11 protein-coding genes and 1 tRNA gene are annotated in these 13,865 nt (G+C 72.1%); 9 read left to right on the top strand and 3 right to left on the bottom strand.

Translation table 11 applies throughout. From position 1 onward, the window contains the following. Nucleotides 1-162 precede the first annotated feature (162 nt). Nucleotides 163-2,037, top strand: coding sequence for a S8 family peptidase (locus tag SM577_RS22775; protein ID WP_474587925.1), 1,875 nt, complete (start codon nt 163-165; stop codon nt 2,035-2,037). A gap of 63 nt (nt 2,038-2,100) precedes the next feature. Here the strand turns inward: SM577_RS22775 and SM577_RS22780 are convergent, their stop codons facing one another. From SM577_RS22780 to SM577_RS22790, 3 genes are all read right to left on the bottom strand, one after another. Continuing rightward, nucleotides 2,101-2,907: a WecB/TagA/CpsF family glycosyltransferase gene (locus SM577_RS22780; protein ID WP_474587926.1), complete on the bottom strand. Its 807-nt coding sequence runs from the start codon at nt 2,905-2,907 to the stop codon at nt 2,101-2,103. Beyond that, nucleotides 2,904-4,019 (bottom strand): NAD-dependent epimerase/dehydratase family protein, encoded by a 1,116-nt coding sequence (locus SM577_RS22785; RefSeq protein WP_474587927.1) that lies wholly within the window; start codon nt 4,017-4,019, stop codon nt 2,904-2,906. The genes SM577_RS22780 and SM577_RS22785 overlap by 4 nt, the downstream gene beginning before the upstream one ends. A gap of 68 nt (nt 4,020-4,087) precedes the next feature. Next, nucleotides 4,088-4,173, bottom strand: a tRNA-Leu gene (locus tag SM577_RS22790). 225 nt (nt 4,174-4,398) lie between these two features. Between SM577_RS22790 and SM577_RS22795 the strand changes: the two genes are divergently transcribed. From SM577_RS22795 to SM577_RS22830, 8 genes are all read left to right on the top strand, one after another. Beyond that, the gene (locus SM577_RS22795) at nt 4,399-5,187 is read left to right on the top strand and encodes an FhaA domain-containing protein (RefSeq protein ID WP_088996759.1); all 789 of its coding nucleotides are present in this window, start codon (nt 4,399-4,401) and stop codon (nt 5,185-5,187) included. A 6-nt stretch (nt 5,188-5,193) separates the two neighbouring features. Beyond that, a complete protein-coding gene (locus tag SM577_RS22800; RefSeq protein WP_074315675.1) occupies nt 5,194-5,679 on the top strand; it encodes an FHA domain-containing protein FhaB/FipA in 486 nt (161 codons plus the stop codon). Then, a complete protein-coding gene (locus SM577_RS22805; protein ID WP_302922402.1) occupies nt 5,676-7,115 on the top strand; it encodes a PP2C family protein-serine/threonine phosphatase in 1,440 nt (479 codons plus the stop codon). Before SM577_RS22800 ends, SM577_RS22805 begins: the two co-directional genes overlap by 4 nt. Before the next feature lie 26 nt (nt 7,116-7,141). Beyond that, a complete protein-coding gene (locus SM577_RS22810; RefSeq protein ID WP_474580144.1) occupies nt 7,142-8,632 on the top strand; it encodes an FtsW/RodA/SpoVE family cell cycle protein in 1,491 nt (496 codons plus the stop codon). Then, the gene (locus SM577_RS22815) at nt 8,629-10,134 is read left to right on the top strand and encodes a peptidoglycan D,D-transpeptidase FtsI family protein (RefSeq protein ID WP_474587928.1); all 1,506 of its coding nucleotides are present in this window, start codon (nt 8,629-8,631) and stop codon (nt 10,132-10,134) included. The genes SM577_RS22810 and SM577_RS22815 overlap by 4 nt, the downstream gene beginning before the upstream one ends. Nucleotide 10,135: 1 nt before the next feature. After that, on the top strand, nt 10,136-11,509 hold the full coding sequence (locus SM577_RS22820; protein WP_474580143.1) for a serine/threonine-protein kinase: 1,374 nt from the start codon (nt 10,136-10,138) through the stop codon (nt 11,507-11,509). Further along, nucleotides 11,506-13,326, top strand: a complete 1,821-nt coding sequence (pknB, locus tag SM577_RS22825) for a Stk1 family PASTA domain-containing Ser/Thr kinase (protein ID WP_474580142.1) — start codon at nt 11,506-11,508, stop codon at nt 13,324-13,326. Before SM577_RS22820 ends, pknB begins: the two co-directional genes overlap by 4 nt. 117 nt (nt 13,327-13,443) lie before the next feature. After that, the gene (locus tag SM577_RS22830) at nt 13,444-13,785 is read left to right on the top strand and encodes a hypothetical protein (RefSeq protein ID WP_302922398.1); all 342 of its coding nucleotides are present in this window, start codon (nt 13,444-13,446) and stop codon (nt 13,783-13,785) included. Nucleotides 13,786-13,865 lie beyond the last annotated feature (80 nt).

Consider the following 13,865-nt stretch of genomic DNA (forward strand, 5'->3'; position numbering starts at 1 on the left):
TAGTCGCGTCCCGTAGGGGGTCATCCCCCTGGTGTTATTGACGATTCGACATGTTTATCAGTCTCTCCGGGTCGATCTACCCTCAGACCGATTGGTGCCCATCGATCCGCCCGCCACGAACGGGTGGACGCTCGGTGCTGGTCGGAGGAGGGAGGTAGGAAGATGGCTCTTCCACACAGGTCCGTACTCGTCGGGGTGGCCGCGTTGGCGATGGTGGCGGCCGCCACGCCCGCGATGGCCGCCGAACCGGTCGGGGTGATCCGCAGTGCCGGCGGGGACACCGCCGTCGCGGACAGCTACATCGTCGTGTTCAAGGACAGCGCCGTCGGGCGGAGCGCGGTGGGCGACAACGCCCAGCGCCTGGTCGGCCGGCACGGCGGCACGGTGGCGCGTACCTACGGCGCGGCGTTGCGCGGCTTCGAGGTCCGGGTCGGCGCGAAGGCCGCCGCGCGGATCGCCGCCGACCCCGCGGTGGCGTACGTCGAGCAGAACCACACGGTGACGATCTCCGGCACCCAGACCAACCCCCCGTCCTGGGGTCTGGACCGGATCGACCAGCGCAACCTGCCGCTGAACAACTCGTACACCTACCCGAACACGGCGTCCAACGTGCGCGCCTACGTCATCGACACCGGCGTGCTGTACGGGCACAACGACTTCGGCGGCCGGGCGGTCTCCGGCTTCGACGCGGTGGACGGCGGCTCCGCCGACGACTGCAACGGCCACGGCACGCACGTCGCGGGTACCGTCGGCGGCTCCGCGTACGGGGTGGCCAAGGGCGTCCAGATCGTCGGCGTCCGGGTGCTGAACTGCCAGGGCTCGGGCACCAACGCCCAGGTCGTGGCCGGCATCGACTGGGTCACCGCGAACGCGGTCAAGCCGGCGGTGGCGAACATGAGCCTGGGCGGCGGCGCCAACAGCTCGATCGACACCGCGGTCACCAACTCCATCAACTCCGGCATCACGTACGCCGTCGCGGCCGGCAACGGCGACATCTTCGGCAACCGGCAGAACGCCTGCAACTACTCGCCGGCCCGGGTCGCCTCGGCGATCACCGTCGGCGCCACCCAGAACAACGACGCGGCGGCGAGCTTCTCCAACTTCGGCACCTGCGTCGACATCCTGGCGCCGGGGGTCAACATCACCTCCGCCTGGTACACCGGCAACACCGCCACGAACACGATCAGCGGCACCTCGATGGCGTCCCCGCACGTGGCCGGCGCCGCGGCGCTGGTGCTCTCGGCCAACCCGTCGTGGAGCCCGCAGCAGGTGCGCGACAGCCTGGTCAACAACGCCACCCCGAACGTGGTGACGAACCCGGGCACCGGCACCCCGAACCGGCTGCTCTACGTGGTGAACGACGGCACCCCGCCGGTGAACGACTTCTCCGTCTCGGTCTCGCCGACCTCCGGCTCCACCGCGCCCGGCGGCTCGGTGACCACCACTGTCGGCACCGCCACCACCAACGGCTCGGCCCAGTCGGTCAGCCTCTCCGCCAGCGGCCTGCCGTCCGGCGCGACCGCCACGTTCAACCCGGCCACGGTGACCTCGGGTGGTTCGTCGACGCTGACCATCAGCACCTCGGCCAGCACGCCGCCCGGCACCTACCCGGTGACCGTCACCGGCAGCGCGACCTCCGGCACCCGGACCGCGACGTACACCCTGACGGTGACCGGCTCCGGTGGCGGCGGCTGCTCCGGCAGCAACGGCACCGACGTGGCGATCCCGGACACCGGGGCCACGGTGTCCAGCTCGATCACCATCTCCGGGTGCGCCCGGAACGCCTCGTCGAGCTCGACGGTGGCGGTGAACATCGTGCACACCTACCGCGGTGACCTGGTGGTCGACCTGGTCGCCCCGGACGGCTCGTCCTACCGGCTGAAGAACAGCAGCATCTGGGACGGCGCGGACAACATCAACACCACCTACACCGCGAACCTGTCGAGCGAGGCGGCGAACGGCACCTGGCAGCTGCGGGTGCGGGACGTCTACTCCGGTGACACCGGCTACCTCAACACCTGGACGCTGACCCTCTGACCAGCGACCGATCGGGGCCCCTCCCAGCCCGGGAGGGGCCCCTCGCGGTAGTCGTGACGCGGGTCAGACAGCGAAGTCGGTCAGGCGTCCGGTGGCCGGCGGCGGCGGGGTCGCCTTCCACAGGCCGGTCTTCTGGGCGAACAGCCGGCTCAGGTAGGCCGGGTTGAGCACCAGGTAGCGGTGCCAGAGCCGCTTCGGCTCCAGGCCGAGCCGCCAGAGCCACTCCAGGCCGGCCCGCTGCATCCACGGCGGCGGCTTGCGCAGCAGCCCGGCGTGGTAGTCGAACGCCGCCCCGACGGCCATCAGCGGCATGTCCAGCAGCGGCCGCATGGCGTACGCGAAGACCTCCTGGCGCGGGCAGCCGAGCCCGACCAGGACGAGCCGGGCCCCGCTGGCCTTGATCCGGTCGGCGATCTCGACATCCTCGCCGGGGTGCACGGCGCGGAACTTGGACGGCTCCACCCCGGCGATCTTGAGGGCCGGGAACATCCGCTCCAGCGCCGGGATCAGCCGGGACAGGGTCTCCTCGGTGGAGCCGTAGAGGTAGACCGGCAGCCCCTCGTCGGCGAACCGGGACAGCACGTGCAGGGTCAGGGTCGGGCCGTAGACCCGGTCGGTGAGGCCGGCGCCGTGCAGCAGGTTGAGCGCCCAGCGCACCGGCTGACCGTCCGGGGTGACCACGTCGAACGAGTTCAGCCGGGCGTTGTGCGCCCGGTCGAGCACCCCGGTCATCACCCCGTGCACGGCGAGCGCGGTCAGCGCCAGCGGCCGGCGCTCCTGCGCGGCGGCCACCACCTGCTCGGTGGCGGCGGCGTAGTCGGTGGCGTCGACCAGGACGCCGAGGACGTTGCGCTTGCGGCTCGGCGTCATGCTCCCGGCACCCACTTGTCCACGTTGGCCTCGTAGATCTCCCGCATGATCATGGGTACGTCGTAGACCTGCTTCCACTCCGGGTAGTCGGCCTGGAAGGCCTCGTTGGAGCCGATCCACCACTTGTGGTCGCCAATCCGGTTCGCCTCGACGTACTCGGAGATCATCTCGTGGCCGGTGATCTCCTGGGCGATCGTGAAGGCCTCCCGCATCGAGGTGTTGGAGTGCCGGCCGCCGCCGAGGTTGTAGACCGCCGCCGAGCGGGGGTTGCGGAAGAACGCCTCGAACGCCGAAACCACGTCCGAGCTGTGGATCGCGTCCCGCACCTGCTTGCCCTGGTAGCCGAAGATCTTGTACGTCCGGCGCTCCATGTTGGCGCGCATCACGTAGCCGAGGAAGCCGTGCAGTTCGGTGGCCGAGTGGGCCGGGCCGGTCAGCGTGCCGCCGCGGAAGCAGGCGGTCCGCATGTCGAAGTAGCGGCCGTACTCCTGCACCATCACGTCCGCGGCCACCTTGGAGGCGCCGAAGATCGAGTGCAGGCACGAGTCGATCGACATGTCCTCGCGGATGCCCTGCTCGTACGGGTGTCCCGGCTCGATCTCCCAGCGCGTCTCCAGCTCCACCAGTGGCAGGCTGTTGGGCCGGTCGCCGTAGACCTTGTTCGTGGAGCAGTGGATGACCGGCGCCTCGATGCAGTGCTCGCGCACGTTCTGCAGCACGTTGAGGGTGCCGCCGGCGTTCACGTCGAAGTCGGTGAACGGGTCGCGTACCGCCCAGTCGTGCGAGGGCTGCGCGGCGGTGTGCACCACCACGGCGATGTCGCTGCCGTACCGGCGGAACAGCTTCGCCAGCGCGTCCCGGTCCCGGATGTCGATGCTGTGGTGCGAGTACGCGCTCCCCAGCTCGTCGGTGAGCCGCCGGACGTTCCAGGCGGTCGACGCCTCCTCGCCGAAGAACTCCTGCCGCATGTCGTTGTCGATGCCGACCACGTCGAGACCGAGGCCGGCGAAGTGCCGGACCGCCTCGGAGCCGATCAGCCCGCCCGACCCGGTCACGAACGCGACACTCACACGCCACTCCTGGTCCATCGGAGGCAGAAACCATCGGAGCATAGCGTGACGTACGGCACGCCCCGATACGGCGCGAGGGCCCCGCATCGCTGCGGAGCCCTCGTCACATCTGGTGGGGAAGGGGGGAGTTGAACCCCCACGCCCTTTCGGGCACACGGACCTGAACCGTGCGCGTCTGCCATTCCGCCACTTCCCCGTGGCTCGACCTCGAACACTGTAGTCTGTGCCGGTCCTGCTGTCTCCAGCGGGGCCCGGCCAGGTTACCGGCTCCGGTCGTCGACCGCGACCGGTTACCGTTCGTCGAGCGGTTACCGTTCGTGGCGGACGAAAGAGTAGCACGACAACATCGGCCCGTCCGAACGGGCGGGCGCCAGCCGGCCGAGCGGCGTGTGAGCTGCGCGCGCCCCGGCCGGATACCATCATGTCCTCGGGACCCGAGGAGGAGCCGGTGAGCGTGCTGCAACGCTTCGAGAAGCGTCTGGAAGGCCTGGTCGAGGGGGCCTTCGCCAAGGTCTTCAAAGGGGTGGTCCACCCCGTGGAGATCCTCAACGCCATGCAGCGGGAGGCCGAGGCGCACAAGGCCATCCTGGCTGGTGGGCGCACGTTGGTGCCCAACCGCTACGTGATCGATCTCTCGCCGTACGACCACAGTCGGCTGGCGCCGTACGCCGCCGCGCTGGCCCAGGAACTGGCCCAGTCGCAGGCGGAGTTCATCGGCGAGCAGGCCTGGACGGTCTACGGCGACGTGATCGTCGAGATCGAGCGCGGCGAGGGGCTGGACACCGGCATGTTCCGGGTCACCGCCGAGGTCTACACCGGCGGCGAGGTCGCCCCGGTCTCGGCGCCCGGCTACGACGCCGGGCCGCCCGCGTACCCCGCCTACGACCAGGGCGGCGGCTACGGCCCCCCGCCGGGGCACGGCGGCGGCCGCAACGTCCGGCTGGTCTCCGGCGACGGGCGCACCTACCCGCTCCAGATGGGCTCGACCGTGATCGGCCGCGGCGACCAGGCCAACCTGCGCCTGCCCGACGTCGGCATCTCGCGCCGGCACGCCCGGCTGGACTTCGACGGCGGCCAGGTCGTGCTGACCGACCTCGGCTCGACCAACGGCACGATGGTCAACGGCCAGCGGGTCTCCGCCGTCGCGCTCAACCCCGGGGACATGATCCAGCTGGGCACCACGACGCTGACCTTCCGCGTGGACGGCTGACCCGCCTTGCCGGAACTCGTCATCACCGTCGCCCGGTTCGGGTTCCTCATCCTGCTGTGGATCTTCGTGTTCACGGTGGTCGGCGTCATCCGCCGGGATCTCTTCGCGGGCGCCCGGTCGGGCCGGCTGGTGGCCGCGCCCCGGGCGGTCGGCGCGTCGACCGGGCAGGCGGCGAAACCGGCGAAGGTGAAGCGGGGCAGGGCGGCGCACCAGCTGGTGGTGACCGCCGGTCAACTGGCCGGCACCAGGATCACTCTCGGTGAAGCGCAGATCACCATCGGTCGGGCCGAGGACTCCACCCTCGTCATCACCGACGACTACGCCTCCGCGCGGCACGCCCGGCTGGTGCCGCGCGACGGGCAGTGGTTCGTCGAGGACCTCGGCTCGACTAACGGGACGTACCTGGATCGCGCTAAGGTCACCGGACCGACCCCCGTCCCCCTCGGCGTGCCGATCCGGATCGGCCGCACTTCCCTCGAATTACGGCCATGACTCTGACCCTGCGCTATGCGGCCCACAGCGACCGCGGTCTGATCCGAGACGGTAACCAGGACTCCGTCTACGCCGGGCCGCGGCTACTCGCCGTCGCCGACGGCATGGGCGGCATGGCCGCCGGTGACGTCGCCAGCAACATCGTCATCGGCGCCATGGCGCCACTGGACGAGGACGTCCCCGGGGACGCCCTCGTGGACGCGCTGCGGTCGGCGGTGGGCACCGCCAACCAGCAGCTCCGCGACACCGTGGACGCCAACCCGCAGCTGGAGGGGATGGGCACCACGCTCACCGCCACCCTCTTCTCCGGCAGCAAGCTGGGCATGGTGCACATCGGTGACTCGCGCGCCTATCTGCTGCGCAACGGCGAGTTCGCGCAGATCACCAAGGACGACACCTACGTCCAGATGCTGGTCGACGAGGGTCGGATCAGCGCCGAGGAGGCGAGCAGCCACCCCCAGCGCTCGCTGCTGACCCGGGCGCTCGACGGCCGCGACATCGACCCGGAATACTCCGTCCGCCAGGTGCTGCCCGGTGACCGCTACCTGATCTGCAGCGACGGGCTCTCCGGCGTGGTCAGTGCGGACACCATCGCGGACACCATGCGCGAGTACGCCGACCCGCAGCAGTGCGTGGAGCGGCTGGTGCAGCTCGCGCTCCGCGGCGGTGGTCCGGACAACATCACCGTGATCATCGCGGACGCCACCGACCAGGACATCGTCGAGGCCACCCCGATCGTCGGCGGCGCCGCCGCCCGCGACCGCGGCATGGCCACCTCCGCCGATGTCTCCACCCCGGCGGCCCGGGCCTCGGCCCTGTCCGCCCCCCGGCCCGCCGCTCCCGAGGAGCCGGCGGCGAGCGCCGAGGACGAGCCGGAGCGCCGCCGGCACCGCCCGGTACGCGCCGCCGCGATGACGCTGGCGCTGCTGGTGATCCTCGGTGGCGGCCTGTTCGGCGGGTGGAGCTACACCCAGCGGCAGTACTACGTCGGGGCGACCGAGGACGGCCAGGTGGCGGTCTTCCGGGGCATCCAGGGCGAGATCGCCGGGATGGACCTCTCCACCGTGCACTCCACCAGCCCGGCCGAGCTGGACGATCTCACCCTGGCCGCGCAGGAGCAGGTCAAGCAGGGCATCCCGGCCAAGAGCCAGCCGGACGCCGAGCGCCGCCTGGCCGAGCTGACCAGTGACACCCCGACCAACCCGAACCTGAAGCCGATCTGCCCGCCGAGCCCGACCATGACGGCGGCCGCCACCGGCGCGACGCCCGCTCCGGGCACGCCGTCGCCGGGCGTGACGCCCGGTCCCGCCACCGGCAGCCCGACGCCCGGCGGCGCGCCGAGCGGTAGCGCCGCGCCGGCCAGCACGCCCGACGCCCCGCCCTCCGACACCATCGCGCCGGCGCTGGATCCGGCCGCCTGCCGGTCGCCGGAATAGGCGCCGGCTCGAACCAGAGGACGATCGTGACCGCACCGGCCACCCCGGCACCCTCGCCCGCCACCACGGGCGAGCAGCCCGGCGTACGCCTGGCCCGGTCCCGGCGCAACGCCGAGCTGTCGCTGCTGCTGCTGGCGATGGGCCTGGTGGCCGCGTACGGGGCGATGGTCGAGGCGAAGGTGCTCGACACGGTCACCCCCGACTTCTGGATCCCGGCCGCCGCGCTCACCGCCGTCTTCCTCGGCCTGCACCTGGTGATCCGGTTCCTCGCGCCGTTCGCCGACCCGGCCCTGCTGCCGGCGGTCGCCCTGCTCAACGGCATCGGGGTGGGCTTCCTGCGCCGGCTCGACCTCGGCGAGGCGCTGCCGGCCGACCGGGAGAACCTGGCCACCTTCGCCGGCACGGGTGGCCGCCAGCTCGCCTGGACGCTGTTGTCGGTGATCCTCGCCGCCGGGCTGCTCGCCCTGATGCGCGACCACCGGTCGGTCTCCCGGTACGCGTACACCCTGGGGCTGGCCGGCATCGTGCTGGTGATGATCCCGGCGGTGCTGCCGAGCCGATACTCGGAGATCAACGGCGCCAAGCTGTGGATCAAGTTCGGCGACACGTTCTCGATCCAGCCCGGCGAGTTCGCCAAGCTGGCGCTGCTGGCCTTCTTCGCCTACTACCTGGTGCGCAAGCGCGAGGTGCTGTCGCTGGCCAGCCGCCGGTTCCTCGGCATCGACTTCCCCCGCGGGCGCGACCTCGGCCCGGTCGTGGTGGTCTGGCTGATCAGCCTCCTGGTCCTCATCTTCGAGAAGGACCTGGGCACCTCGCTGCTCTACTTCGGCATGTTCGTGGTGACGCTCTACATCGCCACCGAACGGGTCAGTTGGCTGCTCATCGGCCTGGTGCTCTTCTTCGGCGGCGCCTACCTGGCGTACCTGCTCGGTGACGTCGTCGGCGGTCCCTTCGCCAACTTCTACCTGCGGGCGCAGATCTGGCTGGACCCGTTCGCCGACCCCCACGACGACGGCTACCAGCTCGTGCAGGGGTTGCTCGCGCTCGGCACCGGCGGGCTGTTCGGCGCCGGGCCGGGCGGCGGCCAGCCCGGCCTGCTGCCCGAGGTGCAGAACGACTTCATCTTCGCCGGCATCGGCGAGGAGATCGGCCTGTTCGGCCTCTCCGCGCTGCTCGTGGTCTACCTGCTGATCGTCGAGCGGGGGCTGCGCGCCGCGCTGGCGGTGCGGGACTCGTTCGGCAAGCTGCTCGCCGGCGGCCTGGCCTTCACCCTCGGGTTGCAGGTCTTCGTGATCGTCGGCGGGATCAGCAAGCTCATCCCGCTCACCGGCCAGACCACCCCGTTCCTCTCCGCCGGTGGCTCGTCGCTGATGGCCAACTGGCTGCTGATCGCGGTGCTGCTGCGGGTCTCCGACGCGGCCCGCCGTCCGGTCACCGGTGGTGGTGGGCGGGCCCGGCCCGCCGGCGGCCCGCCGGAGCAGTTGCACGGTGCTCCCACGGAGGTGATCAGGCCGTGAACGCACCCCTGCGCCGGGTCGGCGTCGTCGTGATGATCCTCTTCGGGCTGCTCTTCGCGAACCTGAACTGGATCCAGGCCTACAAGGCGGATGAATACCGCACCAGCGACTACAACGGTCGGGTCCAGGTCGCCGAGTACGAGCGCAAGCGCGGCAACATCGAGGCCGGCGGCACCGCTTTCGCGGTCAGCAAGGAGACCGACGGCGAGCTGAAGTACCAGCGCACCTACCCGGGCGGCGCCAAGTACGCGCACGTGCTCGGCTACAAGCCGGTCAACCTCGGGGACACCGGCATCGAGCGGAGCGAGAACGACTTCCTCGCCGGCACCAGCGACCAGCTCTTCATCGACCGGTTCAAGGACATGTTCACCGGCGACCAGACCGCCGGCGGCAACGTGCTGCTGACCATCTCCAAGCGCGCCCAGGACGTCGCTTACGACCAGCTGCGGAACAACAAGCAGGGGGTCAGCAAGGGGGCGGCGATCGCCGTCGACCCGCGTACCGGGGCGGTGCAGGCGCTCGTCTCCATGCCGAGCTTCGACCCGAACCCGCTGGCCAGCCACGACACCGACGCGGCGACCGCGGCGTACAACAAGCTGGAGCAGGACGCGGACCGCCCGCTGCGCAACCGGGCGCTCGGCGAGGTGCTGCCTCCGGGCTCCGCCTTCAAGATCGTGGTGGCGGCCGCCGCGCTGGAGAACGGCGTCGGCAAGAACACCCAGATCCCGGCCGGCGCCAGCTTCACCCCGCCGACCTCCGGCACCCCGATCCGCAACGCCGCCCCGTCCATCTGCCCGGAGTCCCAGGTCAGCCTGATGGAGGCGGTCACCGAGTCGTGCAACACCGGATTCGCCAAGCTCGGCATCCGGCTCGGCGCCGACACCATCAAGGAGAAGGCCCGCCAGTTCGGCTTCGAGCAGGAGGACCTCACCGTCGGCCAGCTCGGCGAGGGCGGGCACGCGGTGGCGGCCAGCCGTACCGGCGACATGCAGAACGCCGACGGCGGGGACGACCCGGCGGCGCTGGCCCAGTCCTCGATCGGCCAGCGCGACGTCCGGATGACCCCGTTGCAGGGCGCCATGATCGCCGCGTCGGTCGCCAACGGCGGCAGCCAGATGCGGCCCTACCTGGTCCGCCAGCTGCTCGGCCCGGACCGCACCACCAGCTACTACACCGCCGACCCGCGGGAGCTGCGCCAGCCGGTCAGCGGCCAGGTCGCCGCCGACCTGCGCGAGATGATGGTCAGCGTGGTCGAGAACGGCACCGGCCGGCAGGCGCAGATCGACGGCTACACCGTCGGCGGCAAGACCGGTACCGCCCAGTCCGGCCCGCAGACCCGCGACCACGGCTGGTTCATCGGCTTCGCGCTCGACAAGAACGGCAACGCGGTCTCCGCGGTCTGCGTGCTGCTGGAGGAGGCCGGCGACGGCGGCAGCGCCGAGGCCGCCCGGATCGGCGGCCAGATCATGCGGGCGGCGATCACCGATCCGGGGGGCCGCTGACATGCTCAGCCCCGGCGTGCTGCTCGGCAACCGATACCGCCTCGACGAGCGGATCGCCAGCGGCGGCATGGGCGACGTCTGGCGCGGCACCGACCAGGTGCTCGGCCGGACGGTCGCGGTGAAGAGCCTGCTCCCCGCGTTGCTGGACGAGCCCGGCTTCGCCGAGCGGTTCCGCGGCGAGGCCCGCACCATGGCCACCATCAACCATCCCGGTGTGGTCGACGTCTACGACTTCGGCAACGACCAGCAGATCGCCTTCCTGGTGATGGAGTACGTCGAGGGCGACGCGCTGTCGGCCACCCTGAACCGGGTCGGCCGGCTCACCCCGGCCCGGACGATGGCGCTGATGGCCCAGGCGGCCGACGCGCTGCACGCGGCGCACGAGAAGGGCATCGTGCACCGGGACGTCAAGCCCGGCAACCTGCTGGTCCGGCCGAACGGCACGCTGGTGCTGACCGACTTCGGCATCGCCCGCTCCGACCTGGTCGGGCAGCTCACCGCCGCCGGCTCGGTGCTCGGCACCGCCTCGTACATCTCCCCGGAGCAGGCCACCGGCGGCGTCGCCACCCCCGCGTCGGACGTCTACGCCCTCGGCGTGGTCGCCTACCAGTGCCTGGCCGGCCGGCGGCCGTTCGAGGGCGACAACCCCCTCGAGATCGCCATGCGGCACGTCCGGGAGGCCCCCCGGCCGCTGCCCGCCGACATTCCGCCGCAGGTCCGGGCAGTGGTCGAGCGGGCCCTGGCCAAGGACCCGGCCGCCCGCTGGCCCAGCGCCGCCGCGCTGGCCGGGGTGGCCCGGCAGCTCAAGGTCGCGCTCTCCCAGCAGGCCCGGGCCGCCGGCCAGGCCAGCCCGGTCTCCGCCGCCCCGTCCTCGCCGGCCGCCCCGGCCGCCCGCGCCCAGGTGCGCCCGCCGACGGCGGTGGCCCGGCCGCCGGCCACCGCGCCGCAGCAGTCCCGCCCGCCGGTCGCGCCGCGCGCGACGGTCGCCCCGCAGCGCCCGACCGCTGTCGCGCCGGCCGCGGCGCCCCGCCCGCCGGCCGCCCAGCCCGGCTACCCGCGCGGCGCGGCCCCGGTGCCCCCGCCCGCCGCGGCCCGCCCGATGGCGTACGCCCCGCAGCCGGCTCCCCGCCGGTCCCGCGGCATGGTGTTCGTCGCCATCCTCCTGGCCGTACTGGTACTCATCTGCTCCGGCGTGATTTCCTACAGTCTGCGGAAGGGCACGCAGTCGGGCGCGCTCGCCCCGCAGACGGTGACGTCCGGCGCGCTACGGTTCGACGGACGCGACGATCCGGCCGAATGGTCGTACCGTCGACAGGTACGGCCCGGGCCGGGCAGCGGCGAGACGACGACGAGCGAAGGACGACAGACGCGATGACAGCGCAGGCCCGCCTGCTCGGTGGCAGGTACCAGGTCGGCGAGCTGCTCGGCTACGGCGGCATGGCCGAGGTGCACCGCGGTCGCGACCTCCGGCTCGGGCGAGATGTCGCGATCAAGATGCTTCGGGCGGATCTGGCCCGGGATGCCACCTTCCAGATGCGGTTCCGCCGCGAGGCGCAGAACGCCGCGTCGCTCAACCACCCGGCGATCGTCGCCGTCTACGACACCGGCGAGGAGACCGCGCCGACCGGCGAGACGCTGCCGTTCATCGTCATGGAGTTCGTCAACGGGCGGACCCTCAAGGAGGTGCTCGGCGCCGAGGGGCGGCTCCAGCCCCGGCGGGCGCTGGAGATCTGCGCCGACATGTGCGCGGCGCTGGAGTTCAGCCACCGGCACGGCATCATCCACCGGGACATCAAGCCCGGCAACGTCATGCTGACCCAGACCGGCCAGGTCAAGGTCATGGACTTCGGCATCGCCCGGGCGCTGGCCAGCGGCGCCACCACCATGACGCAGACCAGCGCGGTGATCGGCACGGCCCAGTACCTCTCCCCCGAGCAGGCCCGGGGCGAGGCGGTCGACGCCCGCTCCGACGTCTACGCCGCCGGCTGCGTGCTCTTCGAACTGCTCTGCGGCCACCCGCCGTTCGTCGGCGACAGCCCGGTCAGTGTCGCCTACCAGCACGTCCGGGAGGCGCCCCCGACGCCGAGCGACATCAACCCGGACGTCAACCCGGCGGTCGACGCGATCGTGCTCAAGGCGCTGTCGAAGAACCCGCTCAACCGCTACCAGAGTGCCGGCGAGATGCGCGCCGACCTGCTCCGCGCGGCGGCCGGCCGGCCGGTGCTGGCCACCCCGGTGATGCGCGAGGACGAGACCATGCCGATGGCGCCGGCCGCCGGCGCGGCGGGCTACCCGCCCGCCCCCGGCGCGCCGCAGACCCGGCAGATTCCGGCCCGGGTCGGCGACCCGCGCCAGCGCAAGGCGTCGTCCTGGCTGATCGCCACCTTCTCCGCGGTCGGCGTGCTCGCGGTGATCGCCCTGGTCGCCGCGCTGCTCTGGAGCCGGCAGGCGGACAAGCAGGTCACCGTGCCGACGGTGACCGGGCTGACCCAGGAGCAGGCGTTCGCCCAGATCCAGCAGGCCGGCCTGGTCCCCCAGGCCGGCGACCAGATCTTCAACGCCACCTGCCAGAAGGGGCGGGTCGCCGAGCAGAACCCGCGGCCGAACGCCCAGTTGGAGGCGAACCAGGTGGTCACCGTCCAGGTCTGCGGCGGCCCGGCGACGAAGGCCATCCCGTCCGGGCTCGAGGGGGCGACGTACGAGAACGCGAAGAAGCGGCTCGAGAGCGAGGGCTTCGTGGTCGACCGGAAGGAGGCGGACAGCCCGGAGCGGAAGGACACCGTGCTCAAGGTGTCGCCGGCCGAGGGCACGTCGGTCGCGGAGGGCGCCACGGTCACGCTCACCGTCTCCAAGGGCAACGTCGCTCAGGTGCCGAACGTCCTCAACGCCACGGAGGAGGACGCCCGGGACGAGCTGGAGGACGCCGGCTACCGGGTGAACGTGGAGCAGGGCGACGAGGTACCGGCGGACCGCGCGGGTCGGGTGCAGTCGCAGAACCCGAAGGCCGGCAGCGACCTGGCGAAGGGCAAGACGGTGACCATCGTGGTCAGCGTGCCGGAGGTGGTCGACCCGACGCCGACCGGTACGGCGACCCCGACGCCGACGAACACGCCGCCCAACGGTGGTGGCGGCGGCTTCCCGCTGTTCCCGACCGCGCCGACGAGCCCGCCGGCCCGCCTCAACGGCGACTGACGCCGCGGACCGCCCCGGCGACCGAGGGCGACCGCCGGCGAGGCGGTGACCCGGGCGGGGCGGTGCTGGGCGGTCGTGGCCCCCCAGGGGGCGGATCGGTGCTCTAGCATCTGGCCGATGGAGGCCACGGCCGAGCCGGCCCGATCGAGGTTCCGCACCTGGGTGACACCGTCGCGGGTCGCGTTCCTCGGGACTGCCGTAGCGGTGCTCCTGCTGACCCTGCCGATCCACATCCGCTCACCCGGCGACCACGAGACGGCGCCCTGCGGCACCGCATTGGCCCTCGACCTCGACCGCTGGGTCGGCCCGATGGACGGGAACTACTGGGAGCAGGCGTACCGGACCTGCAACTCGCGGCGGATCGACCGGATCGGCAAGGCCGTCGGCGTCCTCTCGCTGACCGTCCTGGCCGTCACCCTCCTGGCGAGCGCCCGTCGGCGGGATGACGACGAGCGCTGACGGGCCCGTGCGGGCGGCGGTCCAGGACACCGGCGCTCACGAGCGGACAGGTGGGCACGGTCGGTGGGCGCGTCCGTCGC

The organism is Micromonospora desertarenae, from assembly GCF_056150265.1.

What these genes read in the sequence shown, in the direction of transcription:
- SM577_RS22820 (WP_474580143.1), top strand. Translation starts at nt 10,136, where the DNA reads ATGCTCAGCCCCGGCGTGCTGCTCGGCAACCGATACCGCCTCGACGAG.
- pknB (WP_474580142.1), top strand. Translation starts at nt 11,506, where the DNA reads ATGACAGCGCAGGCCCGCCTGCTCGGTGGCAGGTACCAGGTCGGCGAG.
- SM577_RS22795 (WP_088996759.1), top strand. Translation starts at nt 4,399, where the DNA reads ATGTCCTCGGGACCCGAGGAGGAGCCGGTGAGCGTGCTGCAACGCTTC.
- SM577_RS22805 (WP_302922402.1), top strand. Translation starts at nt 5,676, where the DNA reads ATGACTCTGACCCTGCGCTATGCGGCCCACAGCGACCGCGGTCTGATC.
- SM577_RS22830 (WP_302922398.1), top strand. Translation starts at nt 13,444, where the DNA reads ATGGAGGCCACGGCCGAGCCGGCCCGATCGAGGTTCCGCACCTGGGTG.
- SM577_RS22780 (WP_474587926.1), bottom strand. Translation starts at nt 2,907, where the DNA reads ATGACGCCGAGCCGCAAGCGCAACGTCCTCGGCGTCCTGGTCGACGCC.
- SM577_RS22785 (WP_474587927.1), bottom strand. Translation starts at nt 4,019, where the DNA reads ATGCTCCGATGGTTTCTGCCTCCGATGGACCAGGAGTGGCGTGTGAGT.
- SM577_RS22775 (WP_474587925.1), top strand. Translation starts at nt 163, where the DNA reads ATGGCTCTTCCACACAGGTCCGTACTCGTCGGGGTGGCCGCGTTGGCG.